General features: G+C 67.2%; 22 protein-coding genes. 8 read left to right on the forward strand and 14 right to left on the reverse strand.

The features are described 5' to 3' along the window. Positions 1–15 precede the first annotated feature (15 nt). Positions 16–624, reverse strand: a complete 609-nt coding sequence (locus C0V75_RS17160; RefSeq protein WP_101922201.1) for a response regulator transcription factor — start codon at positions 622–624, stop codon at positions 16–18. 168 nt (positions 625–792) lie between these two features. On the opposite strand from C0V75_RS17160, the gene C0V75_RS17165 reads away from it, so the two are divergent. After that, positions 793–3,351 carry an ATP-binding protein gene (locus C0V75_RS17165; RefSeq protein WP_101922202.1) on the forward strand — a complete coding sequence of 853 codons (2,559 nt, stop codon included), beginning with the start codon at positions 793–795 and terminating at the stop codon, positions 3,349–3,351. 14 nt (positions 3,352–3,365) lie between these two features. On the opposite strand, the gene C0V75_RS17170 is transcribed toward C0V75_RS17165, so the two are convergent. From C0V75_RS17170 to C0V75_RS17195, 6 genes are all read right to left on the reverse strand, one after another. Beyond that, positions 3,366–4,073: a sirohydrochlorin chelatase gene (locus C0V75_RS17170; RefSeq protein WP_101922459.1), complete on the reverse strand. Its 708-nt coding sequence runs from the start codon at positions 4,071–4,073 to the stop codon at positions 3,366–3,368. A 29-nt stretch (positions 4,074–4,102) separates the two neighbouring features. Further along, positions 4,103–5,053: a LysR family transcriptional regulator gene (locus tag C0V75_RS17175; RefSeq protein ID WP_101922203.1), complete on the reverse strand. Its 951-nt coding sequence runs from the start codon at positions 5,051–5,053 to the stop codon at positions 4,103–4,105. Positions 5,054–5,103: 50 nt separating this feature from the next. After that, positions 5,104–5,781, reverse strand: coding sequence for a DUF1028 domain-containing protein (locus C0V75_RS17180; RefSeq protein ID WP_101922204.1), 678 nt, complete (start codon positions 5,779–5,781; stop codon positions 5,104–5,106). Positions 5,782–5,936: 155 nt separating this feature from the next. Then, a complete protein-coding gene (locus C0V75_RS17185) occupies positions 5,937–6,350 on the reverse strand; it encodes a RidA family protein (protein WP_101922205.1) in 414 nt (137 codons plus the stop codon). A 35-nt stretch (positions 6,351–6,385) separates the two neighbouring features. Beyond that, entirely contained in the window at positions 6,386–7,525 is a 1,140-nt protein-coding gene (locus C0V75_RS17190) for an aromatic ring-hydroxylating dioxygenase subunit alpha (protein ID WP_101922206.1), read from the reverse strand. 133 nt (positions 7,526–7,658) lie between these two features. Beyond that, entirely contained in the window at positions 7,659–8,600 is a 942-nt protein-coding gene (locus C0V75_RS17195) for a LysR family transcriptional regulator (RefSeq protein WP_101922207.1), read from the reverse strand. 194 nt (positions 8,601–8,794) lie between these two features. Between C0V75_RS17195 and chvE the strand changes: the two genes are divergently transcribed. The 6 genes from chvE to C0V75_RS17225 all read left to right on the forward strand — a co-directional run bounded on the left by chvE (position 8,795) and on the right by C0V75_RS17225 (position 16,303). Next, positions 8,795–9,820: a multiple monosaccharide ABC transporter substrate-binding protein gene (gene chvE, locus C0V75_RS17200; RefSeq protein ID WP_101922460.1), complete on the forward strand. Its 1,026-nt coding sequence runs from the start codon at positions 8,795–8,797 to the stop codon at positions 9,818–9,820. 77 nt (positions 9,821–9,897) lie between these two features. Beyond that, positions 9,898–11,433, forward strand: coding sequence for a multiple monosaccharide ABC transporter ATP-binding protein (gene mmsA, locus C0V75_RS17205; protein WP_101922208.1), 1,536 nt, complete (start codon positions 9,898–9,900; stop codon positions 11,431–11,433). After that, positions 11,433–12,629, forward strand: coding sequence for a multiple monosaccharide ABC transporter permease (mmsB, locus tag C0V75_RS17210; protein ID WP_101922209.1), 1,197 nt, complete (start codon positions 11,433–11,435; stop codon positions 12,627–12,629). The genes mmsA and mmsB overlap by 1 nt, the downstream gene beginning before the upstream one ends. An 8-nt stretch (positions 12,630–12,637) precedes the next feature. Next, complete coding sequence (araD1, locus tag C0V75_RS17215; RefSeq protein ID WP_101922210.1) at positions 12,638–13,633, forward strand: AraD1 family protein; 996 nt, start codon at positions 12,638–12,640, stop codon at positions 13,631–13,633. 7 nt (positions 13,634–13,640) lie between these two features. Then, a complete protein-coding gene (gene araD / locus C0V75_RS17220) occupies positions 13,641–15,383 on the forward strand; it encodes an L-arabinonate dehydratase (RefSeq protein ID WP_101922211.1) in 1,743 nt (580 codons plus the stop codon). An 8-nt stretch (positions 15,384–15,391) separates the two neighbouring features. Then, a complete protein-coding gene (locus tag C0V75_RS17225) occupies positions 15,392–16,303 on the forward strand; it encodes a Gfo/Idh/MocA family protein (protein WP_101922461.1) in 912 nt (303 codons plus the stop codon). A 22-nt stretch (positions 16,304–16,325) separates the two neighbouring features. Here the strand turns inward: C0V75_RS17225 and C0V75_RS17230 are convergent, their stop codons facing one another. Beyond that, positions 16,326–19,517, reverse strand: coding sequence for an efflux RND transporter permease subunit (locus tag C0V75_RS17230; RefSeq protein WP_101922212.1), 3,192 nt, complete (start codon positions 19,515–19,517; stop codon positions 16,326–16,328). Further along, complete coding sequence (locus C0V75_RS17235) at positions 19,510–20,445, reverse strand: efflux RND transporter periplasmic adaptor subunit (RefSeq protein ID WP_371410707.1); 936 nt, start codon at positions 20,443–20,445, stop codon at positions 19,510–19,512. The genes C0V75_RS17230 and C0V75_RS17235 overlap by 8 nt, the downstream gene beginning before the upstream one ends. Positions 20,446–20,650: 205 nt before the next feature. Between C0V75_RS17235 and C0V75_RS17240 the strand changes: the two genes are divergently transcribed. Further along, positions 20,651–21,640: a LacI family DNA-binding transcriptional regulator gene (locus C0V75_RS17240; protein ID WP_101922213.1), complete on the forward strand. Its 990-nt coding sequence runs from the start codon at positions 20,651–20,653 to the stop codon at positions 21,638–21,640. A 55-nt stretch (positions 21,641–21,695) separates the two neighbouring features. Here C0V75_RS17240 and C0V75_RS17245 read toward each other — a convergent pair whose 3' ends face one another. From C0V75_RS17245 to C0V75_RS17265, 5 genes are all read right to left on the reverse strand, one after another. Then, entirely contained in the window at positions 21,696–22,205 is a 510-nt protein-coding gene (locus C0V75_RS17245; RefSeq protein ID WP_101922214.1) for a CarD family transcriptional regulator, read from the reverse strand. 305 nt (positions 22,206–22,510) lie between these two features. Then, the gene (gene fdxA / locus C0V75_RS17250; protein ID WP_101922215.1) at positions 22,511–22,849 is read right to left on the reverse strand and encodes a ferredoxin FdxA; all 339 of its coding nucleotides are present in this window, start codon (positions 22,847–22,849) and stop codon (positions 22,511–22,513) included. 50 nt (positions 22,850–22,899) lie between these two features. After that, the gene (locus tag C0V75_RS17255; RefSeq protein WP_101922216.1) at positions 22,900–23,220 is read right to left on the reverse strand and encodes an RNA-binding S4 domain-containing protein; all 321 of its coding nucleotides are present in this window, start codon (positions 23,218–23,220) and stop codon (positions 22,900–22,902) included. A 1-nt stretch (position 23,221) separates the two neighbouring features. Beyond that, positions 23,222–26,056 (reverse strand): helicase-related protein, encoded by a 2,835-nt coding sequence (locus C0V75_RS17260; protein WP_101922217.1) that lies wholly within the window; start codon positions 26,054–26,056, stop codon positions 23,222–23,224. Positions 26,057–26,069: 13 nt separating this feature from the next. Then, a complete protein-coding gene (locus C0V75_RS17265; protein ID WP_254216526.1) occupies positions 26,070–26,561 on the reverse strand; it encodes a tetratricopeptide repeat protein in 492 nt (163 codons plus the stop codon). Positions 26,562–26,675 lie beyond the last annotated feature (114 nt).

Here is a 26,675-nt window from a genome sequence, read left to right on the forward strand (position 1 = left end):
CCCCGCGCCCCCACGTCAATTCAACCCCGCATCCCGCGCGATCATCGCCGCATGGGTCCGGTTCTTCGCACCCAGCTTGCGGCTCAGCGTCTTGACATGCAGCTTCACCGTGACCTCCTGAAGGTCCAGATCCCGCGCGATCTCCTTGTTGGCCTTGCCCGCGCAGATGCCCTTCAGCACATCCATCTCGCGCCGCGTCAGCGAGGCCAGCGCCTCGGCAATCTCCGGCTCCTGCATCAAGAGCGAGATGGGCGCGAACACATCCCCCGCCGCCATCAGATGCACCGCCGCCACCATGGCGCGCGAAGCCAGCGTCTTCGGGATGAACCCCGCCGCCCCGGCCTGCAAGGCCGCCTCGGCCAGGTCGCGCTGCGCGGTTCCCGAGATGATCGCCACCGGCATCCCCGGCGCCGCCGCCCTGGCCTGCGCCAGACCCTCCAGCCCGTTCATCCCCGGCATGTTGTAATCCAGCAGGATCAGATCGAACGTCGCCCCCTGCGCCAGAACCTCCAGCGCCGCAGGCAGCGTGGCGACCGTCCGCACCTCGGCAAAACCTTCGGCAAGCAGATAGGCCGCCAGCGTTTCGCGCACCAGATCGTGATCATCGGCCAGCAGAAGCCGCATCAGCCGTCCTTCCTTCTTTCACCGAAAGCAGACCGTGTCAGTCGGCCCTCTCCTTTACGGCGAATTCCGTGCAACTATCATTCCGCGCAGTTGGGCATGGAACGCAAGGCCCTTCTGCCCTAGCCTTTCCCCAAGCAGGAACGAACAGCGCAGGGAATCCCGCAGATCATGCCGCGGCATTGGGGAGGAAGGATCAGGGTCGGCCTCATCCTGGCCGTCGCGGCGCTCTTTCTCGGGGCGATCCTCGTGCTCGTGCAGGATGTCCGCGCGCGGCTGCTGGCCCTGGAACGGGCGAATTCCGACAACACGCAATGGGCCATGATGCAGACCGAGGTCGAAATCCTCCGCCTGCAAGCCGCCCTTCTCGCCGCCCGCGACGCGCCCGTCAGCAGCGACCTCGATGAGGTGCGCCGCTGGTTCAACGTCCTCTACAGCCGCGTTTCGATGCTGGAGGAAAGCGGCATCTACGCCCCGCTCCTCGCCGCGCCGGAAAACGCGGACGACCACCGCGCCCTGCGTGACTATCTGAATGCGACCGTCCCGCTGATCGACTCCCCCGACAGCGCCCTTCTCGCCGGGCTGCCGCAGGTCGCCGCCCCGCTGCCCGAATTGCGGGCCGCGGCGCGGCGCATGACGCTCAACGCGCTGTCCGATTTCGCCGCACAATCCGACCTCAACCGCAATTCGATGGCCGAGACGCTCATCCGCCTTGCCGGGGTCACCGGCGCGCTGATGGCAATGCTGGCCGCCGCCGCCATCATCCTGCGCCGCGCCTTCCGCCGCGCCGAAGCCCAGGGCGCGGCGCTCCGCCAGACCGGCAGCCGTCTTTCCACGATCTTCGCCACGTCGGCAGATGCCATCATCGTCACCGATGAAACCGGCATCATCCGCGACTTCAACCCCGCCGCCGAGATGATCTTCGCCCTGCCCGCCGCCGCCGCCACCGGGCAGCATGCGCTCTCCCTGCTCTTCGCCGAAGGACCGGACGGCCCGCAGGGACAGGCCCTCATCGCCGCCATCCGCGATCCCCAGACCCGCACCGCCCCCCTTCGGATCGAGGTGGATGCCCGCCGCAGCGACGGCCATGTCTTTCCCGCCGAAGTCAGCATCGCCCGCGGCGGGCAGGAAACCGGCGGTCTGATCGTCGCCTTCGTGCGCGACATTTCCGATCGCCGCCGCGCCGAGGCCGATCTCCTCCAGGCCCGCGACCGGGCGCTTGCAGGCGAAAAGGCCAAGGCCGATTTCCTCGCGGTCATGAGCCACGAGATGCGCACCCCCCTGAACGGCCTGATCGGCTCGATGGACCTGATGCGCCGCACGGGCCTCACCGCACCGCAAAGCGAATTGATGGCGGTGATGCAAAGCTCCGGCGACATCCTCCTCGGCCATGTGAATTCCGTCCTCGACGTCTCCCGCGCCGAAGCCGGCGCCTTGCCGCGCCAGTCCGGCCCCTTCGATCTGGAAAGCCTGATCGAGGAATGTCTTGCCAATCAGGCCGGGCTGGCCGCAAGCGCCGGCAATGACCTCGCCGCGCTGCAACCGGCAGGCCCCGTCGGCACCGTGATCGGCGAAGGCGGACGCCTGCGGCAGATCCTGCTCAACCTGATCGGCAATGCCGTCAAATTCACCCGCAACGGCACCGTGACAGTCGAGGCAGAACGCCTGCCCGGCCCCGGCGACATGGTCGAGATCCGGGTGATCGACACCGGCATCGGCATCCCCGAGGCCGATCTTGGCCGCATCTTCGATCCTTTCGTCACGCTCGATGCCAGCTATGGGCGCGAAGCGGGCGGCACCGGCCTCGGCCTCGCCATCGCCCGCCGTCTGGCACAGGCCATGGGCGGCGATATCGGCGCGGAAAGCGAACCCGGCGAAGGCAGCCTCTTCTGGCTGCGCCTGCCCATGCCACGGGCGACCCAACATCAAACATCGGCTGCGCCCGCCGACGCAGCCGCAGCCACGCTCCCCGCGGCCCCGCCAAGCGCCATCCTGCTGGTCGAGGACAATGCCATCAACCGCCTGCTCCTGCGCCGCTTCCTCGAAGCGGGCGGCCATGCGGTGACCGAGGCCGCCGATGGCGTCGAGGGAGTCGCCCGCGCCCAGGAACGGGAATTCGACCTCATCCTCATGGATATCTCCATGCCCCGCATGGACGGCATCGCCGCCGCCCGCGCCATCCGCAGCGGCGGCGGCCCCTCGGCGCAGACGCCCATCTACGCCCTCACCGCCCATGCCCTGCCCGCCGACCGCGCCCGTTTCCACGAGGCGGGGATGCAGGCGACGCTTGCCAAACCCATCGGCCAGCACGCCCTTCTTGCCGCCGTGGCAGGCCAGTTGCTCGATCTGCCCGACACCCCCCCTGCACCTGACGCCGCGCCCCTGCTCGATCCCACCACGCTCGGTGATCTGGTCCGCCATATCGGCCCGCCCACCGCCCGCAACCTCCTGCAACGGCTGATCGACGATGGCGATCACGCGATGCAGCGCCTTGCCCTCGGCGATGTCGAAGACGATGCCCCCCTCCTCGCCCGGACCTGCCACCAGCTTGCCGGAACCTCCGGCACCTTCGGCACGGCCCATCTCCGCGCCGCCCTGATCCGGGCCGAAGCCGCGATCCAGGCCGGCGATGCCGAAACCGCCCGCCGCCTCGTGGCCGACCTGCCCGCAGTCTGGCAGGCCACCCGCAACGCCCTCATCCTGGAACGCGACCGTCTCGCCGCCGCCTGACCTCGCCCCGGCGGTCAGCCCGCAGCGCGCAGCGCCCGCCGGATCAGCCCCGGCACCCGCGCATCCAGCCCGAGGGGCGGCAGCACCTCACCGCGGAACCCGGCCTCCGCCAGCGCGTCCGGCAGGTCATCCACCACATGCCCGCCCCGCGCCGCGAAAAAGGGCAGGACAAGCGATCCCTCCGGATAGCCCGCCGCAGCCTCCACGATGCGGGGCGACTGGTCGATGAAGGCCGCCTCCACCCGCGCAAAGCCGCCCTCCTCCCGCAGCCGCGCCGCCACCGCCTCGGCCACTTCCGCCGGGGCCGGGCTGCGAAAACTGCCATGCGCCGCCAGCAGCAGGGGCAGATCACCCGGCCCCCGGCCCAGCCGCGCCGCCGCCTCCCGCGCCACCGTCACGGCCAGCGCCTGCACCGCCGGATCAAGTCCGAAAGGGGCAAGGACACGCGCCCCCGGCGCCCCCGCCTCGGCCAGCCGCTCGGGCAGATGCGTCCGGGTGAACCAGCCCCCCGCCATGAACATCGGATAGACCTGGACAGAGGGCCCCAGCACCGCCACAGCCCGCGCCAGCGCGCCCTCTTCGGCCAGCGTCGCCGCCATCACCTGCCCCTCGGGCATCAACGCCTGCACCTTCGCCGCCAGAAAGGCCATCTCCGCCGCTGCCGGGCCGGGATCGGACGGCTGGCCATGGGATACGATCAGGGCGGGAAGGGGGCGGGTCATCTTCATCCCCGCCATGTAGCCAACTCCCCTCACGGATCAAGTCCTTCCGGCGCGGGGCTGGCCATCCCCGGCAGCATCGCCTCGGTCACCCTCGCCCGGCAATGATCGGCAAAGGCCGCCACCGCCCGGCGCAGCGGCGCGGCCCCGGGCAGGATCAGCCCCATCCGCATCGGGGGCCGGGCGGTCCGCAACGGAACAAAGACCACCCGCCGCCCATCCGGCGCCCGGTCCGATCCCAACCGGATATTGGCGATGGAATAGCCAAAGCCATTGGCCACCATCGCCCGCATCACCCCCATGTCCCGCGTCCGCTCGGCGATCCGCGGGCGGAGACCCGCCTCGGCAAAGAAGGACAGGAAATAGTCGGCACTGTAGGGCAGGTCGAGCAGCACCATCGGCAACTCCGCCAGGTCCGCAGCCGTCACGAAGTCCCGCCCCGCCAGCACATGCCCCTCCGGCAGCAGCGCATAGGGCGGCAAGGACAGCAGCGGCCGGAACTCCAGATCGGCCGGGATCTCCAGATCATAGCTCAGCGCCACATCCAGCGTGGCATGGCGCAGGGCCTCGATCAGACCGGCATGGTCATGTTCCGACTGGCGGAACTCCACCTCCGGATGCGCCTCGGCAAAACTGCGCCGGACGCGCGGCAACACCACCTGCGCGAAGGTCAGCAGGCAACCCACCGCCAGCGGCCCCCGCACCTGCCCCGTCAGTTCCGCCGCCCGGTCGCCCAGCGCCGCCCCCGCCGCCAGCACCGCCCGCGCCGCCTCGGTGAACTGCCGCCCCCCCTCCGTCAGCGACAGGCCCTGGGCATGGCGGCGGATGAAAAGCTGCAAGCCGAATTCCTGCTCAAGCTGCGCAATCGCCGCCGAGATGGAGGGGGAAGAGACATGGCACCGCTCCGCCGCAAGGGCCACCGATCCGCTATCCGCGACGGCAACGAGGTATTCAAGCTGGCGAAGGGTAAAGCGAAGCGGCATATGCCAAGGCTAGACGCCGCAGGGCGCAAGCGAAAGCCCCTACCGCCGCCCTATTCGTCGCCCGGAACGCCGTAAGAGGGCGCCTCGCGCGGATCGCGCGCCCGCTGCACATAGGCCTCCATCTGCGGCGCATAAACCTCCCAGGCCCGCGCCACCGCCGCGATCGGCCGCGCCTCCTCGGACCAGTCGCACCGCAGTTCCGCCACCGGCCAGCTTTCCCGGTCCACCATCAACAGCCCCGCCGAATGCACTGGCCCCGCCTCGCCCCCCGCCTCCTGCCCGGCGATCAGCGCCGCCACGAGCCGGTCCCCGAACGGCCCTGTCGCGCCAAGGAACCCCGCCACCATCGCCGCAGGCACCCCCTCATGCGCCAGCAGGTTGCCCCCCGCGATCACGCCCTCACCCTCCGCGATCCCCCAGCGGCCAAGGATGCGCGCCCCGCAATGGCTCGCCACGCGGCCCTGCCCGTCCACCACCATCAACTGCCGGTACTCCGCATGGGCGGCCCCGGCCACCACCGCTGCCATGGCCTCCGCCGCCGTCGCCCCGCCCGCAAGCCGCTCCAGCAGCGCAGGCCCCAGCGCCGGGTCCGTGATGTTCTGCGTCGCCGCCACCCCCACCCCCGCCCGCGCATGGGCGCAGCGCGCCGCCACGGCGGGCGAGGAGGAAGAGATCACCATGCCGAACATCCCCGTCTCGGGGCAGCGGGCCAGAAGCGAAAAGGTCATGCGTCACCTCGGAATGGATGCCCCGGGGGCCGTCTGCCCCCGGACCCCCGAGGATATTTCCCGACAGAAAGTGAACGGGCCGCCTGCACTTTCTGTCTTCAAATATCCCACGGGGGTCCGGGGGTGTGAAACCCCCGGGGTCGATGCAGGGCGGCTCAGTCGGGGATCACGGCGGTGGCGTCGATCTCCACCAGCCAGTCGGGACGAGCCAGCGCAACGACGACCAGCCCGGTGCAGACAGGATGCACGCCCCGGATATACTCGCCCATCGTGCGATAGACCGCCTCGCGATGGCGCACATCGGTCAGATAGACGACAAGCTTGGTCACATGCTCCATCTTCCCCCCGCATTCCTCCACAAGCTGGCGGATGTTCTGCATCACCTTGTGGGTCTGCTCCACCGGATCGTGGCTGTCGATGTTCTTCGCCGTGTCCAGGTCCTGCGGGCATTGCCCGCGCAGGAAGATCACGGTTCCCCGCGCCACCACGGCCTGCGCCAGATCATTGTCGAGCTTCTGCTCCGGATAGGTGTCCTTGGTATTGAACTTGCGGTGGCGGATATGGGCCATGTCTCGGGTGTCCAGTCGGTTGCAGGGGGAAAGGGTCACGCCTCGGGCATCATCCGGGCGATGTATTGGGCGAATTCGTAATTCGGGCGTTCCAGATGGCTCAGCGGCCCGGGGGCCGACATCCGCGCCAAGAGCCCGCGATAGACCTTCTCGGTGCAGCCCTTGTCCTCCACCTGCACATCATCAAGCAGCGCCTTCACCGCCGCCAGATGTGCCGGGGCCTCGGGATCGGCCATCCACTCCGCACTCATGCCGCCGCCAAACAGCACCTTCACATGCCCCGGCCCGTCAGGCGTCAGCGCGAGATACCAGAAATAGCCCGGCGTCAGCGTGATCAGCAGCGCCGGATAGATCGCCAGCAGCCAGGTGATCCGCCGCTGATCCCCCTCCAGCCGCGTATTGGAAGGATGCGCCAGCGCCAGCGGCACCAGGTCGTTCTTCACGATCCAGTGGTAGTTGAAGGCCTCCGTCCCCTCGGGACAATCCATCAACGCAAGATCGCAGCTTCCCCCGATCGTGCCGGCATGGCAGGCGGGCAGGTGATAGCTCTCCATGAAATTCTCGGCCAGCACCTTCCAGTTCGTCGCCCAGCGGAACTCCTCGCGGAAGGTCTCGGCATAGCGGCCCATCTCCAGATGGCCCACCAGCGCCTCCACATCCTTCAGCCGCGCGTGGATATCGGGCGCCTCGGGGTTCAGCGTGACCATGATCCAGCCATGCCAATCCACCACCCGGATCGCCGGCAGATGCACGTCTTCCTTGCAGAAGGTCTCGTTCAGCGTCATCGCCGGGGCGCCGCGCAGGCTGCCGTCCAGATTGTAGGTCCAGGCATGATAGGGGCAGACGATGCTCCGCACCCGACCGCGCCCTTCCAGCAGCAGGCTCATCCGGTGGCGGCAGACATTCGACATCCCGCGCAACACCCCCTCGCGGTCGCGCAGGATGATCACGGGTTCCCCCGCAATCTCCATCGTCAGATAGTCGCCCGGCTCCTTCAGCGCATCCACCCGCCCCGCGCAAAGCCAGTCCTTCGCAAAGATGTGCCGCTCCTCCGCCGCCGCGAAGTCGGGCGAGACATAGACGGATTTCGGCATCGCCTGTGCGCGTTCGAACGGGACAGAGACATTCGCCCGCAACTCCTCGATGGCATGCAGGCCGGGGTCGCGTGCGGTCATGTCGGGGCCTCCGGTCGGGGCGAAGGGCGTCCCCGGCCGAAAGGGCCGCGACCCGCCTGTCGCGCCGACCGACCATCCACCAGCGCGGGCGGCAAGAAAAGCAGGATGTTCCATGCCGCAGGTTAGGCGCAGCCTAATCCAGCCCCTCGCCGCCCTGTGCCATCACCATCCCCGCCAGCCGCGCCGCCACCGGCGTCAGGATCGCCCCCCGCCGCAGCAGCAGGCCGAAGGGCTCCACCACGATCCCCAGATCGACCGGCAGGATCACATAGGGCGATCCCGGCCCGGCAAAGCGGTCACAGACCGCCCGCGCCAGGGGCGCGATGGCGTTCGATTGCTGGATCAGCGCCAGCGTCAGCAGGAAAGAGGCCGTCGCCAGACGCTGCGGCGGCTGCGGCAGGCCCAGTTCCGCCAGCCGCCCCATCACTGCCTGCGTCAACAGCGCCTCCGGCCCGGGCAGCACCCAGTCGAAATCCATCAGGTCGGTCGGATCGACGCGCCGCGCCCCTGCCAGCCGGTGCCCCCGCCGCACCATCAGCGCGACGGGTTCCACCCCCACGGGATCGGACAGCGTCAACTCCCCTTCCAGACCCGCCGGCATCCGGCCCAGCGCGAAATCCAGCCTCCCCGCCAGCAATTGCTGACCCAGCAGATCGGATGGCGCCACCACCACCTCCGCCGTCACCTGCGGCAGGGCCAGCCGCGCCGTGCGCAGCGCGGGCAGCACCCGGTCCAGCGCCGGCCCCGTCACGGACCCGATCCGCACATGCCCTGCCCCGCCTCCGGCCAGTTCCGCCATCTCGCGGCCCGCATCGCGCAATTCGGTCACCACCCGTGCCGCCCGCCGCGCCAGCGCCTCGCCCATCGCCGTCAGCGCGATGCCACGTCCCGTCCGCAGATGCACCGCCTGTCCCGCGATCCGCTCCACCTCCGCCAGCAGGCGCGAGGCGGCAGGCTGTGCAATCCCCAGCCGATCCGCCGCAAGCCCAAGCTGCCCCGCCTCGGCCAGCGCCGCCATCAGCCGCAGATGCGACAGTTTCAGCCCCCGCCGCAGCAGGACATCCGTTTCCGACATAACGTTTCTGCCATAGCAAAATCACAAAACATTCTTTGACGGATATGGATGGGCATTGCAACTCTCCCGCCCACGGCCAACCCGGGCGCCTTCCGGGCAGCAAGGCCGTCAACGGGCCGTGGCGCATCACGGCGAGGGAGGACATCATGACACTTTCCAGAAGGGCGCTTCTCGCGCTCGCCACCGCCGCGTCCATGGTCGGCGTCGGCGCACCCGTCTTCGCGCAGGACAAGGGCACCATCGGCATCGCCATGCCGACCCAGTCCTCGGCGCGCTGGATTTCCGACGGCAATTCGATGGTCGAACAGTTCCAGGCGGCCGGCTATGCCACCGACCTGCAATATGCCGAAGATGACATCCCGACCCAGCTCGCGCAGGTCGAGAACATGATCACCAAGGGCGTCAACGTCCTGGTCATCGCGGCCATCGACGGCACCACGCTCTCGAACGCGCTGGACAACGCCGCCGCCGCCGGCATCAAGGTCATCGCCTATGACCGCCTGATCCGCGACAGCGGCTCGGTGGACTACTATGCCACCTTCGACAACTTCAAGGTCGGCGTCCAGCAGGCGGAATCGCTGGTGAAGGGCCTGAAAGAGCGCTTCCCCGACGTGAAGCCGCATAATGTCGAACTCTTCGGCGGCAGCCCCGACGACAACAACGCCTTCTTCTTCTACAATGGCGCGATGTCGGTGCTCCAGCCGCTGATCGACTCGGGCGACATCGTCATCCCCTCGGGCCAGATGGGCATGGATGTGGTCGGCACCCTGCGCTGGGATGGCGCCGTGGCGCAGGCCCGGATGGATAACCTCCTGTCCGCCAACTACGGCGACAAGCAGCTTCACGGCGCGCTCTCGCCCTATGACGGGCTGTCCATCGGCATCCTCTCCTCGGTCAAGGGCGTGGGCTACGGCTCGGGCGACCTGCCGATGCCCATCGTCACCGGTCAGGACGCCGAGATCCCCTCGGTCAAGTCGATGATCGCGGGCGAACAGTATTCCACCATCTTCAAGGACACCCGCGCCCTCGCCGGCGTCACGGTCAAGATGGTGGACGCGATCCTGTCGGGCGGCGAACCCGAAATCAACGACACCAGCACCTATGACAACGGCGTGAAGGTCGTGCCCTCCTACCTGCTGGAACCGGTCTCGGTCGATGTCACGAACTACGAGGAAGTCCTCATCGGTTCGGGCTACTACACCGCCGACCAGCTCAAGTAAGACCGCAAGACAGAGGCCCGCCCTGCCCTCGTGGCCGGGCGGGCCTTTGCCAAACGGGGGCCAGACAGGGGGATAGAATGGCAACGCTTCTGGAAATGCGGGGGATCAGCAAGGTCTTTCCCGGCGTCCGCGCGCTCGACCATGTCAACCTCACCGTCGAACAGGGCGAGATTCACGCCATCTGCGGCGAGAATGGCGCAGGCAAGTCCACCCTGATGAAGGTGCTCTCCGGCGTCTATCCGCACGGCTCCTATGAAGGCGAAATCCATTACGACGGCACGCTTCTCGCCAATCGCGGCATCCGCGACAGCGAAGCGAAGGGCATCATCATCATCCATCAGGAACTCGCCCTCGTTCCGCTCCTCTCCATCGCCGAGAACCTTTTTCTCGGCAACGAGGTCGCCTCCGGCGGCATCATCAACTGGCCCCTCGCCTATCAGAAGACCGAGGCGCTGCTCCGCAAGGTCGGGCTGAACGAGGCCCCGACCACGCAGGTCGGCAAGCTGGGCGTCGGCAAGCAGCAACTGATCGAGATCGCCAAGGCGCTGGCCAAGGATGTCCGCCTCCTGATCCTCGACGAACCCACCGCCGCGCTTCAGGAAAACGACAGCCAGAAACTCCTCGACCTGATGCTGGAACTCAAGGCGCAGGGGGTGACCCAGATCATCATCTCCCACAAGCTGAACGAAATCGGCCGCGTCGCCGACCGCATCACCATCATCCGCGACGGCGCCACCGTCTCCACCCTCGCCAAATCCGAAATCAGCGAGGAACGCATCATCCGCGACATGGTCGGTCGCGACATGGCCCACCGCTACCCCGAACGCGATGCACGCCCCGGCGAGGTGCTGATGGAGGTCGCGGGCTGGAACGTCTGGCACCCCGAACAGCAGGGCCGCCAGATGATCCGCGACGCGGGCTTCACCGTCCGCAAGGGCGAAATCGTCGGCATCGCGGGCCTGATGGGCGCGGGGCGGACCGAACTCGCCATGTCGATCTTCGGCCATGCCTATGGCCGCGACATTTCCGGCACCGTGAAGATGGGCGGAAAGGTGGTGGACACTTCCTCCGTCACCAAGGCCATCGCCGCCGGCCTCGCCTATGTGACCGAGGATCGCAAACAGCTTGGCCTCGTCCTCGACGAACCCATCGTCAAGAACATCACCCTGGCGAACCTTGCCGGGGTCGCCACCCGTGGCGTGCTCTCCCGCGGCCGCGAACAGCAGGTCGCCGAGGAATATCGCCGCGCCATGTCGATCCGCACACCCTCCGTCTTTCAGAAGGTGGTCAACCTCTCGGGCGGCAACCAGCAGAAGGTCGTCCTGTCGAAATGGCTTTTCGCCGATCCGCAGGTCCTGATCCTCGACGAACCCACGCGCGGCATCGACGTCGGCGCGAAATTCGAGATTTACACGATCATGAACGAACTCGCCGCCCAGGGGCGCGGCGTGGTGATGATCAGCAGCGAAATGCCCGAACTTCTGGGCATGTGCGACCGGATCTACGTGATGAACGAGGGGCGCATCGCAGGCGAACTGTCGCGGGCAGAGGCCAGCCAGGAACGCATCATGTCCCTCATCCTGAAGAATGACGGCAAGGCGAAGGTGGCGTGATGGCGGAACAGACGGCAGGCACGGGCGGCAAGGGCATCGGCGCGCATCTGGGCGGGCATCTGCGGGAAAACGGCATGATCCTGGCGCTGGTCGCCATCGTGCTGTTCTTCACCGTGATCGTGCGGGTGACGCAGGGCGTGGATTTCCTCTCCGCCCAGAACATCACCAACCTTTTCCTTCAGAACTCCTACGTCATCATCATGGCGCTGGGGATGCTTCTGGTCATCGTCGCAGGTCATATCGACCTCTCCGTGGGCTCCGTCGTGGGCTTCACCGGGGCGGTCGCCGCCGTCCTCACCGTCAACATGGGCTGGCCGGTCTGGGCCGTGATCCCCACCTGCCTCTTCGTCGGCCTCTGCATCGGGGCGGCGCAAGGCTACTGGGTCGCCTATTGGCGCATCCCCTCCTTCATCGTCACGCTGGCAGGGATGCTGGTCTTCCGCGGCCTTACCCTCTGGCTGCTGGATGGCCAGAATGTCGGCCCCTTCCCGAAATCCTTCCAGTCCCTCTCCACCGGCTTCATCCCCGATGCCTTCGGCGTGGGCAAACCCAACATGACCGCGCTCTTCCTCATCGCGCTGGCCGCCGTAGCGATCCTCTGGATGGGCCTGCGCGCCCGCGCCAGGGATCAGCAGTTCGGCATCACCCCCGAACCGATGATCGTCTTCACCATCCGCAACTTCGTCGTCGTCGCCGCGCTGATGTTCGTGGGCTACAAGCTCGCCTCCTTCCGCGGCCTGCCGAATGTGGTGGTCGTGCTCTCGGTCCTGACCGTCCTCTATGCCTTCTTCACCGAACAGACGACGACGGGCCGCCGCATCTATGCCCTCGGCGGCAATGAAAAGGCCGCGCGCCTTTCGGGCATCAACACCGACCGCCTGGTCTTCCTCACCTTCTGCAACATGGGCGTCCTCGCCGCGCTGGCAGGCATGATCGTCGCCGCGCGCCTGAACTCCTCCACCCCCAAGGCGGGCGGCGGTTTCGAACTCGACGTGATCGCCGCCGTCTTCATCGGCGGGGCCTCCATGACCGGCGGCTCGGGCAAGATCATCGGCGTCGTCGTCGGCGCCCTCATCATGGGGGTGATGAACAACGGCATGTCCATCATGGGCATCGGGATCGACTACCAGCAGGTCATCAAGGGCCTCGTCCTCCTCGCCGCCGTCATCTTCGACGTCTACAACAAGAACAAGTGAGGCCCCCGATGCTCCTGTCGCAGATCACCCGCCCCGACGGCACCCTCGCCGTCGTGGTCCGCGCGGGCTCCGAAGCCGCGATCCTCCGCGGCACCGCCTCCACCTATGACCTCGCGCTTGAGGCCGCCACCACCCGCCGCCCCGTCGCCGCGATCATCGCCGAACGGGGGATGGGCGAGGCGGTTGACCTCCCCTCCCTTCTCGCCGAAGGCCGCGTCACCCTGCCCATCACCCATCCCGATCCGGGGCATATGCACCTCACCGGCACCGGCCTCACCCATCTGGGCAGCGCCTCGGCCCGCGATGCGATGCATGCCAAACTCGCAGGCTCCGAAACCCTCACCGACAGCATGAAGATGTTCCGCATGGGTCTCGAAGGCGGTCGTCCGCCCGCAGGCACCCCCGGCGTGCAGCCCGAATGGTTCTACAAAGGCAACGGCACCACCGCCGTCGGTCCGGGCCAACCCCTGACCATGCCGTCCTTCGCCGAAGACGGCGGTGAGGAACCCGAACTCGCCGGGATCTACATCATCGCCCCCGACGGCACCCCCTGCCGCCTCGGCTGGGCCTTGGCGAACGAGTTTTCCGACCACATCACCGAACGGGTCAACTACCTCTGGCTTGCCCATTCTAAGCTGCGCGAAGCCTCCTTCGGCCCCGAGATTCTGGTGGGCGACCTGCCCGCCGATGTTCAGGGCACCTCGCGCATCCGCCGCGATGGCGCGGTGATCTGGGAAAAACCCTTCCTGTCGGGCGAGGCAAACATGTCCCACACGATGGCGAACCTCGAACATCACCATTTCAAATACGATCTCTTCCGCCGCCCCGGCGATGTGCATGTGCACATGTTCGGCACGGCGACGCTCTCCTTTGCCGATGGCATTTCCACCCGCCCCGGCGATATCTTCGAAATCGAGGCGGCCCCCTTCGGCCTGCCCCTTCAGAACCCGCTCGCCAAGGCCCCCGCGCCGCAGGCGGCAACCGTTGCCGTTCACACCCTGTGAGGAAGACATGACCTTCAAACCCGCGAAATGGCCCCGCAAACTGCGCTCGCAGGAATGGTTCGGCGGCTCCAGCCGGGACAATATCTATCACCGCGGCTGGATGAAGAATCAGGGCTTCCCCCATGATCTCTTCGATGGCCGCCCGGTCATCGGCATCCTCAACACCTGGTCGGAACTGAACCCCTGCAACGCGCATCTCAACGCGCTGGCGGAAAAGGTGAAGAACGGCATCTACGAGGCAGGCGGTTTCCCGGTCGAGGTTCCCGTCTTCTCCGTCTCGGAATCCGCCTTCCGCCCCACTGCAATGATGTTCCGCAACATCGCCGCCATGTCGATCGAGGAACAGATGCGCGGCCAGCCGATGGATGGCTGCGTGCTGCTGGTGGGCTGCGACAAGACCACGCCCTCCCTTCTCATGGCCGCCGCCTCCACCGACCTGCCCTCCATCGTCGTCACCGGCGGGCCGATGCTGAACGGCTATTTCCGCGGCGAACGCGTCGGCTCCGGCACCCATCTGTGGAAATTCTCCGAAGCCGTGAAGGCCGGCGAAATGTCCCCGGCTGAGTTTGCCGAGGCCGAGGCGTCGATGTCCCGCTCCGCAGGCTCCTGCAACACGATGGGCACCGCCAGCACGATGGCCTCCATGGCCGAGGCACTGGGCATGGCCCTCTCCGGCAATGCCGCCATCCCGGCAGTGGACTCGCGCCGCCGCGTCATGGCGCAGATGTCGGGCCGCCGCATCGTGCAGATGGTGAAGGATGATCTGAAACCCTCCGACATCCTCACCCGTCAGGCGTTCGAAAACGCCATCCGCACCAATGCCGCCATCGGCGGTTCGACCAATGCCGTCATCCACCTTCTGGCCATCGCGGGCCGTGTCGGCATCGACCTGACGCTCGATGACTGGGACAAGCTCGGCCGCGACGTGCCCACCATCGTCAACCTGATGCCGTCAGGCAAATACCTGATGGAGGAATTCTTCTACGCAGGCGGCCTGCCCGTCGTCCTGAAACGTCTGGGCGAGGCGGGGCTTCTGAACAAGGACGCGCTTACCGTTTCCGGCCAGACCGCATGGGAACAGGTCAAGGACGTGGTCAACCACAACGAAGACGTGATCCTGCCGGTCGAAAAGGCCATCACCCAGTCGGGCGGCGTCGTCGTGGTGAAGGGCAATCTCGCCCCCGATGGCGCGGTGCTGAAACCCTCTGCCGCCACGCCCGCACTGATGACCCATCGCGGCCGCGCCGTGGTCTTCGAGGATATCGACGACTACAAGGCCAAGATCAACGATCCCGATCTCGACATTGATGAGACCTGCGTCATGGTGCTCAAGAATTGCGGCCCGCGCGGCTATCCCGGCATGGCCGAGGTGGGCAATATGGGCCTGCCGCCCAAGGTGCTGAAGAAGGGCATCACCGACATGGTCCGCATCTCCGATGCCCGCATGTCCGGCACCGCCTATGGCACCGTCTGCCTGCACACCTCGCCCGAAGCCGCCGCAGGCGGCCCCCTGGCCGTCGTGCAGGATGGCGACATGATCGAGTTGGACGTTCCCAACCGCCGCCTTCACCTTGATATCAGCGACGAAGAACTCACCCGTCGCCTTGCCGCCTGGAAACCCCGCGTCACCCCGCCCGACTCGGGCTACGCCATGCTCCACCACAAGCATGTCATGGGCGCCGACAAGGGCGCCGATCTCGATTTCCTGCGCGGCTGCCGCGGCGCCCCGGTGGGCAAGGACTCGCACTGATGGCGAAGATGAAACTGGCGCTCGTGGGCATCGGCAAGATCGCCCGCGACCAGCACGTCCCCGCCCTCGCCGCCTCGCCCGATTGGGAATTGTCGGCCACGGTCAGCCGCTCCGGCACCGTGGACGGCATCCCCGCCTATACCGACTTCGCCACCCTGCTGGCCGAACGCCCCGATATCGGCACCATCTCCCTCTGCCTCCCACCCCAGCCCCGCTATCCTTACGCGGAACTGGCGCTCAAGGCAGGCCGCCATGTCATGCTGGAAAAACCCCCGGGGCAGACGCTGGCCGAAGTCCACGCCCTAGAACGCCTCGCCGCCGAACAGGGCGTCACCCTCTACGCCACATGGCATTCCCGCATGGCCGAGGCCGTCGCCCCCGCGAAAGCCTGGCTCACGGGCAAGACCGTCACCCGCGCCCATATCACCTGGCGCGAGGATGTGCGGAAATGGCATCCCGGTCAGGATTGGGTCTTTGAACCCGGCGGGATGGGCGTCTTCGATCCCGGCATCAACGCCCTCTCGATCCTGACGGAAATCCTGCCCGCCCCCGTGCATGTCACCCAGGCCGAACTTGAATTCCCCGCCAACCGCGACACCCCCATCGCCGCCCGCATCGCCTTTTCCGGCAATGTCACCGCCGATTTCGACTGGCGTCAGGAAGGCCCGCAGACCTGGGATATCGAGATCGACACCGATCACGGCCCCTGCGCCCTGCGCTTTGGCGGCAACCGCTTCGAGGTGGCCGGTCAGGAAGTCGCGGGCGAACAGACGCTGATGGGCGAATACCCCCGCCTCTACGCCCGCATGGCCGACCTCGTCCGCAACGGAACCTCCGAGGTGGACCTCGCCCCCATGGTCCATGTCGCGGATGCCCTGACCCTGGGCAAGCGCGTCGTCACCGACGCCTTCCACTTCTGATCGGGGGGGGGCAGCGCCCCCCTCAGGTCCGCAACACCCGATAGATCGCCGGGATCACCAGCACCGTCAGGGCCGTGGACGTCAGCAGCCCGAACAGCAGCGAAATCGCCAGCCCCTGAAAGATCGGGTCCGCCAGGATCACCACCGCCCCGATCATCGCCGCGATGGCCGTCAGAAGGATCGGCTTGAACCGGATCGCCCCCGCCTCCACCAGCACATCCACCGTCACCGGCCCCGTCGTGGAATGCCGGATGAAATCCACCAGCAGGATGGAATTGCGCACGATGATCCCCGCCAGCGCGATGAAGCCGATCATCGACGTGGCCGAAAACGGCGCTGCAAACAGCCAATGCCCGAAGATGATGCCCAGAAAGGTCAGCGGGATCGGCGTCAGGATCACCAAAGGCAGCTTGAACGACCCGAACTGCGCCACCACAAGGATATAGATACCCAGAAGCGCCACGCCAAAGGCAGCCCCCATGTCGCGGAAGGTGACGAAGGTCACTTCCCATTCCCCGTCCCACAGCAGCGTCACCTTGCTCTCATCCTCCGGCTGGCCATTCAGCCGGATTTCGGGCTTTGTCCCCGGGGCCCAGTCCTGCGCCTCGATGGCCTCGGCCACCGCCAGCATCCCGTAAAGCGGTGCCTCGAAGTCCCCGGCCAGCTCGGCCGTCACCATCTCGGCCTCGCGCCCGTTATGGCGGAACACCGGATAGGATGACTGCTCCTCCGCAACCCGGATCACGTCGCCCAGTTCCACCACCCCCCGCGCGCCGGGCAACACATTGGCCGGGATCGGCGTCGTCAGGAACCGCTCGTCCAGCACCCGGTCGCCCTTGTCGCGCCCGACGATCAGCGGGATCGGATGCCGCCCCTCACCGCGATGCGAATAGCCCACCACCTGCGACCCGTTCAGCAGGGCAAGAGTGTCAAAGACATCCGCCTCCTGCACCCCGAAAAACTCCAGATCGTCGCTGGAAATCTCCGCCCGCAGCCGCCGCGCCTGCACCCCGAAACTGTCATCCACATCCACCACGAAAGGCACGCTCTCGAACGCCGCCCGGATCTGCGCCGCCGCCGCCCGCCGCGTTCCGGCATCCGGCCCATAGACCTCGGCCAGCAGGGTTGCGATGACAGGCGGCCCCGGCGGGGGTTCCACCGTCTTCAGGACCGTCCCCTCCGGCACTGCCACCGCCTTCAACCGCTCGCGGATATCCAGCGCGATGTCATGGCTGGTCCGGTCCCGCTCCGCCTTGGGCAGAAGGTTGATCGCCACCTCGCCCAGGTGCGGCTCCTGCCGCAGATAGCTGTGCCGCACCAACCCGTTGAAATTGAACGGCGCCGCCGTCCCCGCATGGGTCTGGACTGACGTCACCTCCTCCATCCCCATCACGATGGCCGCCACATCCTGCGCCACGCGATCCGTCGCCTCGACCGACGCGCCTTCGGGCAGGTCGATCATCACCGACAGTTCCGACTTGTTGTCGAAGGGCAGCAGCTTCACCGTCACATCCCGCGTGTAAAGCGCGGCCAGCGACCCGAAGGACAGGACGGCGGTGATCAGCAGGAACCCAAGGCTCCGCCCCTTCGTCGCCAGCACGGGCCGCGCCACGGCACCATAGCCGCGCTCCAGCAGCCCGCCCGAATGCCCCCCATGCCCGCCTGCGCCATGGGCCGACATGTCGGCCTTCCCCGCGATCTTCACCATCAGCCAGGGCGTGATGATCACCGCGACAAAAAAGGAAAAGATCATCGCCGCCGATGCATTGGCCGGGATGGGCGACATGTAGGGACCCATCAGCCCGCTCACGAAGAGCATGGGCAACAGCGCCGCCACCACCGTCAGCGTGGCCACGATGGTCGGATTGCCCACCTCCGCCACCGCATCTATCGCCGCCGCCATACGGTTGCGCCCGTCCTTCATCCCCCAATGCCGCGCGATATTCTCGATAACCACGATGGCATCATCGACCAGAATGCCGATGGAAAAGATCAGCGCAAACAGGCTCACCCGGTTCAGCGTATAGCCCATGATCCAGGCCGCAAAGAGCGTCAGCAGGATCGTCACCGGAATGACGATGGCCACCACGATGGCCTCGCGCCAGCCGATCGCCAGCCAGACCAGCGCGATGATCGACACCGTCGCCAGCCCCAGATGGAACAAGAGCTCATTGGCCTTCTCATTCGCCGTCTCGCCATAGTCGCGCGTCACGGTCAGGGTCATGCCTTCGGGGATCAGCCTGCCTTCCAGCCCTTCCACCCGATGCAGCACCTCTTCCGCCACCACCACCGCATTGGCCCCGGCGCGCTTCGCCACGGCCAGCGTCACGGCGGGCGACCGGGTCACCGCCCCATCCGCGCCCTTCACCAGATGGCTCACGATATGGTCCGACGTATCGGGAACGAAACGCACCTCCGCCACATCGGCCACATAGACCGGCCGCCCATCCCGCGCCGTCAGCAGCAGGTTCGCCACCTCCGCCGGGGCCGTCATCGTCTGCCCCGCCACAAGGTCGATCTGCCCGCCCTGATCGCGGATTTTCCCGGTGTTCAGCGTCCGGTTCGCCTGGGCCACCTTCCCCGCCAATTGCTGCAAGGTGATGCCATAGAGCGCCAGCCGCTCCGGGTCCGGCGCGATGCGGATCGCCTCCTGCGCCTCGCCCACGATATAGGTCAGCCCCACATCCTCGGTCTTCGCCACCTCGGATTGCAGCGCCCGCACCACCCGCGTCAGGTCATTCGCCGAAACGCCCTCCCCCGACAGGGTCAGCGTCAGGATCGCCACATCGTCGATCCCCCGTCCGATCACCAGCGGTTCGGGTATCCCCACCGGGATACGGTCCATATTGGCGCGCAGCTTGTCATGCACCCGCAGGATCGCATCCTCGGCCTTGGTCCCCACCTCGAACCGCGCCGTCACCAGCGCGGCATCGTCCCGCGTCTGGGAATAGACATGCTCCACATCGTTGATCCCCTTCACGAGGATCTCCAGGGGTTCCGTCACCAGCTTCACGCCGTCCTCGGCGCGCAGCCCCTGCGCCTGCACATGGATATCCACCAGCGGCACGGAAATCTGCGGCTCTTCCTCGCGCGGCAAGGACACCAGCGCCACCAGCCCCGCCGCCAGCGCGGCCAGGATGAAAAGCGGCGTCAGGGCCGAGGCGATGAATCCCTTCGTCAGCCGCCCGGCAATCCCCAGATTTGCGTCACTCATGGCCCACCTCGCCCGCCTCCGGCGCCACGGCCAGCACCGCATCCCCGGCCCGCAGCCCGGTCAGCACCTCCACCATCGCCGCGTCATCCAGCATCACCCGCGCACCCGGCACCACGACCCGCAGCCCCGCGCCCTCGATGCCCACGAAATCCAGCCCCCCCCGCGTCACCAGCGCCGCCTCCGGCACCAGCAGCGCCGCCCGCTCGTCCACCGGCAAGCGCACCAGCACCCGCGCATCGACGAAGCGGTCGGTGAGCCCCTCCACCTCCACATCCGCGACCACCCGCCCGTTCTCGATCAGCGGATAGACCCGCGCCAGCCGCCCGGTCACCATGCCCTCCGGCCCCTCGATCTCGATCGCATCGCCCTCGGTCAGGTCGGCCGCGTGCCGCTCCGGCACGGCCAGCCGCAGGAAGATGCCGCCGCCCCCGATCTGCGCCACCGCCTCGCCCGGCATCACCACCGCGCCCTGCGCCACCGGCACATCCAGCACCCGGCCCGCCACCGGGGCCAGCACCGCCCCCTCCGCCGCCTGCTGCGCCACCACCTGCGCCTGCGCCTCCAGCGCCGCGATCTGCCCCGTCACCACATCCACCTGCGTCCGCAGCGCATCCAGCCGCTGCGCCGTCGTCACCCCCTGCGCCAGCAATTCCTCGCCCCGCGCCAGTTCCGCCCGCGCATTGGCAAGCTGCGCCGCCAGCGCCCCCTTCTGCGCCTCCAGCGCCGAAAGCTGGAAGCCCAGCTTTTCATCCACGATCTCGGCCAGCACATCGCCCTGTGCCACCACATCCCCCTCGGCCACGGAAAGCGACACCAGCGTCCCCCCCAGCCGCGCCCGCGCCGGGATGCGATCGCGCGCCTCCACCCGGCCATAGACGGCCTTCCATTCGGTGATCGGCACCGGTTCAAGGATCACGGTCTCGGCCATCGCAGCCGAACCAAGGGCGATGGCAAGCACGAACAGGGCGGAAATCAGGCGCATGGGGGCCTCCATAGCTTCGCTGCCCCGGAGATAGACTGCCTGACTTAAATATTCAAGACTATGAATGTATATATCTGTCTTCCACCCGGAAAGCCAAAGCTTGCCCTTTGCCCGCACTCCACTAGACAGGGATGAAACGGGATCACCGCCGATGACCAAGATCAGGGATATCGCCAAACGCGCCGGGGCCTCCATCGCCACGGTCTCCCGCGTGGTGAACGGATCGGGCTATGTCAGCGCCGGAATGCGCGCCCGGATCGAGGCTGCGGTTGCCGAACTCGGCTATACCCCCAATGCCGGCGCGCGCATGATGCGCTCCGGCTCCAGCCGGATGGTCGGCGTCCTGCTGCCCGCGCTCGACGTGCATTTCTTCGGCATCCTTGCCCATGTGGTGGAACAGGCGCTCTTCCGGCAGGGCTATCACGCGATGATCTGCTCCACCGCCGAAAGCCCGGAACATGAGGCCGCCTATGTCGCGGCCCTCCTCTCGCAACAGGTGGATGGCGTCATCCTCGCCTCCGTCACCGCCGACAGCGCGGCGGTGGATCGCCTACGCGCCGCCGATATCCCCATCGTCGCGGTGGACCGCGCCCTTCCCGGCCTTCCCGCCGTCACCGCCGACCACCATGCCGGCGGGCGGCTCATGGCCCGCCACCTGCTGACCCTCGGCCACCGCCGCATCGCCGTCACCGGCGCCCCCGGCCATTCCGCCCCGGTGCAGGAACGCATTGCCGGCATCACCGCCGAACTGGCCGAAGCCGGCCTCACCCCCCTCGCCATCCGCCTGGCCGCCGATCACGGCTTCGACGCCTGCCGCGCGCTGGCCGCCGCCCTCCTTGCCGAACAGGCCCCAACCGCCCTCATCGGCACCTCCGACATGGCCGCCATCGGCGCGCTGCATGCCGCCGCCGAACGCGGCCTCTCGATCCCCCGCGATCTCTCCATCATCGGCTTCGATGACCTGCCCGCGGCCCGCTATACCCTGCCGCCGCTCACCACCGTCGCCCAGCCCATCCGCAGCATCGGCGAGGCCGCCGTCCTCCGCCTCGTGGCGCGCATGCGCGGCCAGCCCCTGCCGCCGCCGCCCGACCTGCCCCTTGTGCTGATGGAACGCGGCACCACCGCCCCACCGGCACCATAGGACAAGGGGCGGTGACCTGCGTCACCGCCCCTCCGGAAATCCTCTCGATGGCGTGTCAGGCCGCGCGGCTCAGCAGCACGTCATCTACCTTCTTCTGCGCGCCCGCCTCATCGACACCGGCCACTGCGGCCACTTCGCGGGTCAGACGCTCCAGCGCCGCTTCGTAAAGCTGGCGCTCGGAATAGCTCTGCTCGCGCTGGTCATCGGTGCGGTGCAGGTCGCGCACCACTTCGGCGATCGACAGCAGGTCGCCCGAATTGATCTTCTGTTCATATTCCTGCGCGCGGCGCGACCACATGGCCCGCTTCACCCGCGCCTTGCCCTTCAGCGTGTCCAGCGCCTTCGTCACGATATCGGGCGAGGAAAGCTGCCGCATCCCCACTTCCACCGCCTTGTGCGTCGGCACGCGCAGCGTCATCTTGTCCTTCTCGAAGGTGATGACGAACAGTTCCAGCTTGAAGCCGGCAATCTCCTGCTCCTCGATCGAGATGATCCTGCCGACGCCATGCGCGGGATAAACGACGAACTCGTTCGGGCGGAACTCGGGCTTCTTGGTCTTGGTCATTCAGTGACATCCTCGAAGGGACCGCCTGTTTCACGCGACAACCCGGACGACCGGCCCCATCATGGACCCGGCGAACCGGCCGAACTGTCACAGAAAATTCCTGCTCAGGCGAGCTGCGCTGAGCCGGGTGTCAGGCTTCCGTGTGGCTTGTAACAGATTCTATACCACAGAATCGCCCTGATTCCAACAACGGCAACAAGGCTGTCCAAAGACATTTGCCCGCAAAACGGGCATTTTCCCAACGGTATTCGCAAATGTCAGACCGGGTTTACCGAATCGGAATGGCAGAAATACGACTTTCCGACTCAGTTCCCCTCGCCCGCCGCTTCCGAGAAATACTTGGCCAGCTTGCCGGTCTCGCCATCCCGCGCCTCGGCTTCGGGCAGCGGGTCCTTGCGCACGGTGATCACCGGCCACATCTCCGAATACTTCCGGTTGAAGGCGACCCATTCCTCCATGTCCGGCTCTGTATCCGGGCGGATCGCATCCGTCGGGCATTCCGGCTCGCAGACGCCGCAGTCGATGCATTCGTCCGGGTGGATGACCAACATGTTCTCGCCTTCGTAGAAACAGTCCACAGGGCAGACTTCCACGCAATCGGTGTATTTGCAGGCGATGCAGTTGTCGGTCACCACATAGGTCATGGCGGCGGTCTCCTAAAATCCCGGTCGCCTGACTAGAGGGCTTTTCGGGATCATTCAAGCGGCTCCGACGGCTCTTCCCGCCGGTCCAGATCAAGGTAGAGCGTCTGCGCCTCAGGGGCAGGCCCGCGCCGTTCGCCAAGTGCAAGAATCCGGATCACCCGGATGCGCGCGCCCTGCGGAAAGGTCAGCACATCGCCCTCGCCCACGCCCGCGCCCGGCTTGCGCGTCGGCTGGCCGTTGATCCGCAGATGCCCGCTTTCGGCAAGCTCGGCGGCAAGGCCACGGGTCTTGAAGAACCGCGCCTGCCACAGCCATTTGTCCACGCGCAGCGTGGCGCGCCCCCCGGTCCGTGCCGCACCGGGGCCGGCCAAATCAGGACTTGGCCTTCAGCGCGGCCAGAACCGCGAAAGGATTGTCCGGGTCGATGGGCTTTTCGGCCCGCGGCGGGCGCGACTCATAGGACTTCGCCCCCTGCGGCTTGCCGCCATCGCGGCGCTCGGGCTTGCCGCCCTTGCCCTGCGGCTTGCCATGCGGGGGCTTGCCCCCCTCGCGCCGCTCGCCCTGCGGACGGTCCCCGCCCTCGCGCTTGGGCCGCTCGCCCCGTTCGCCCTGCGGACGCTCGCCCCGGTTCGGACGCTCGCCCTGCGGACGATTGCCCCGCTCCGGCCGCTGGAAACGCGGCTTCGGCGCCCAGGTGAAGGTGTAGAACACCTCCATCTCCACCGGCGCATCCTCCGCCGCGGGTTCCTCCGGCACCGGCGCCAGCACCGAAACCTCTTCCGGGATCGGCTGATCCGACGGGGGCAGCTCCGGCACCACCGGCTCCGCCGCCTTCACCTTGGCCCGCTCGCCCTTCTCGCCCTTGTAGCCCAGCCCCGCCATCAGGTCGGAGAACTGCTCCAGCGTCATCCCCGTGATCGACAGCATGTCGGGCGTCGCCTCGAACCCCGCCCGGCTGTCCTTCGTGCGCAGGATATCGGCCAGCCGCTCCAGCATGTCGATGCGGATCGCCCGGCTCCCCGCCGGATGATAGCCCGACAGCGTGTAATGCTGCTTCGGCACTTCCACGATGTTCGGGATCGTCACCAGACCCGGCGGCGGGCTTTCCGGAAACTCGTCCAGCCCGTTCCACAGCGACCACAGCACCAGCCGCAGCCGCGTCGGCGCAGGTTTCAGCAGCAACGGCAGAAACACCGTGAACTGGCCAAAGCGCACCCCGTGCTTCCTCAGCGCCCCCCGCGCCTCCTGATCCAGCGCCTTGACCTCTTCGGCCACGGCATCGCGCGGCAGCACGCCAAGGCCCTCCACCAGCCGGAACGCAAAGCCCCGCGCCAGCCCCGTCAACTGCTCGTCCCGGCTCATCGCCGCCAGCGGCTCGAACAGCGCCGCCACCTTGCGGTCGATGAAATGCTGCAAGCGCCGCTTCACCTTCTCGGCGACATCCGGCCCCGCTTCCTCATCCACGAACCCCTCGACCGACGGGCGCAGCGCCTCGGCCCCCTTCACCAGCTTGCCGACCGCCGTGGTCCCCCACATCAGCCCGCCCTGCTCGGTGTAATCCAGCTCGGTATCCGGCGCGTTATGGAACCGGTCCGCCCGCAGATGCCATTCGGGCCGCAGCGCCTGCACCGCCGCCTGCCGCAGCGTGCGCGCCTCATCGGGCGTGGCCGAGGCATCCTGCCGGAACCGGAACCCCTCCAGACGGCCGACGAACTCGCCCTCGACCATCACTTCGCCCTTGTCATTCACCTCGGCCACGAGGGTCTCCTTCTGCTTCAACCGCCGCAACAAGACGCTTGTCCGCCGGTCAACAAATCGCTGCGTCAGCCGCGCATGCAGCGCATCCGACAGGCGGTCTTCTACAGCGCGCGTCTCCTCGCGCCAATGGCTTTCATCTTCCACCCACCCGGACCGCTGCGCCACATAGGTCCAGGTGCGGATATAGGCCAGCCGTTTCGAGATGGCGTCGATATCCCCATCCGACCGGTCGATCCGCGACACCGCCAGCTTCAGCCAGTCCGACGGCACCTTCCCGCCCTTCACGAAGTCGAAGATCCGCGCCAGCAGCGCCGCATGTTCCGTGGTGGAGGATGACCGGAAATCCGGCACCCGGCACACATCCCACAAAAGCCGCACATCGGCAGGCGACCGCACGCGGTCGCGCACCTCGGCCATCTCCGACAGCGCCTTCAACGCCACCACATCATCGGCATCCCGCGCCCGCGTCAGCCATTCATTGGACGTGGGCGCCTCAAGCGACCGCACCAGCCGCTCCACCGTCCCGAATTCCAGCGCCGCATTGCGCCAATGCAGCTTCTTCACCGGCGCGAAACGGTGGGTCTCGATGGCCTCGACCATCTCTTCGTCCAAAGGCCGCGCCTCGCCCGTCACCCCGAAGGTGCCGTTCTCCACATGCCGCCCCGCGCGCCCCGCGATCTGCGCCAGTTCCTGCGGATAAAGCGCCCGCATCCGCCGCCCGTCAAACTTCGCCGTCGAAGAAAAGGCCACATGCCGGATATCCAGGTTCAACCCCATCCCGATGGCATCCGTCGCCACCAGATAATCCACATCGCCATTCTGATAGAGCGCGACCTGCGCATTGCGCGTGCGCGGCGACAAGGCCCCCATCACCACCGCGCAACCGCCCTTCTGCCGCCGGATCAGTTCCGCGATGGCATAGACGTTTTCAACCGAAAACCCCACGATGGCACTGCGCGGCGGCATCCGGCTGATCTTCTTCGAACCTGCCCAGGTCAGCGTGGAAAGCCTGTCCCGCTTGACGAAACTCACCCCCGGCACCAGCGCGGCAATCGCCCCCCGCATCGTGTCCGATCCCAGGAACAGCGTCTCGTGCAGCCCCCGCGCCCGCAACAGACGGTCGGTGAAGACATGCCCCCGCTCGGGGTCGGCGCAAAGCTGGATTTCGTCCACCGCCACGAAATCCGCCCCGATCTCCAAGGGCATCGCCTCCACCGTGCAGACCCAGTACTGGGCCCGCTCCGGCACGATCCGCTCTTCCCCGGTGACAAGGGCCACGACCGACGGCCCGCGCTGCGCCACGATCCGGTCATAGACCTCGCGCGCCAGCAGCCGCAGCGGCAGGCCGATCACCCCGGTCCGATGCGCCAGCATGCGCTCGATCGCGTAATGCGTCTTGCCGGTATTCGTCGGTCCAAGGACCGCCGTCACCCGTCCGCCCATGCCCATCTGATTGCGCTCTTTACAGGTCTGTCCCGGCGGTTTCCGCTTCCAGCCGCTCGACGGCCTCGATTACCCCCTCAAGATGGGGATGTATAGCCAAGGCCGCCTGATAGGCTTCCAGCGCCTTCTCGGGCTGCTCCAGCTGTTCGAAGATCATGCCCAGCCCGGACAGCGCCCCGAAATGTCGCGGGTTCAGGGTCAGGGTCCGGGCGATGTCATTGACCGACGGCCCCCAATCGCCCGCCTGGAAATAGGCCGTCGCCCGCGCGTTCCAGCCTTCCGCGAAATCCGGCGCGTGATCCGTCAGCGCGGTGAAATGCTCGATGGCCGCCGCCGTGTCGCCTGCCGCCATCGCATCGCGTCCGCGCTGCAACAAAAGGTCCATCGCCGGCGATCCCGACTTCGACCATTCATTCCAGATTTCCCGCTCGATCCGCGCCGCCGCCTGCGCATCCGCGCCCTTCAACTCCTCGAACAGCGAATCAAGCGTCTCCGTCTGCGCCACGGCCATGGAGGCGAGGCACAAAAGCGCGGCAAGTGCCGCAACGACATGATTGTGTAACCGGCGAAGCGCTTCCATAACTCGAAGGTAACGCAACCGCGGGGAAAGACCAGCCTCCCCGCA

This window comes from Tabrizicola sp. TH137, from assembly GCF_002855575.1.
In the GTDB taxonomy this organism is placed as follows: domain Bacteria; phylum Pseudomonadota; class Alphaproteobacteria; order Rhodobacterales; family Rhodobacteraceae; genus Paragemmobacter.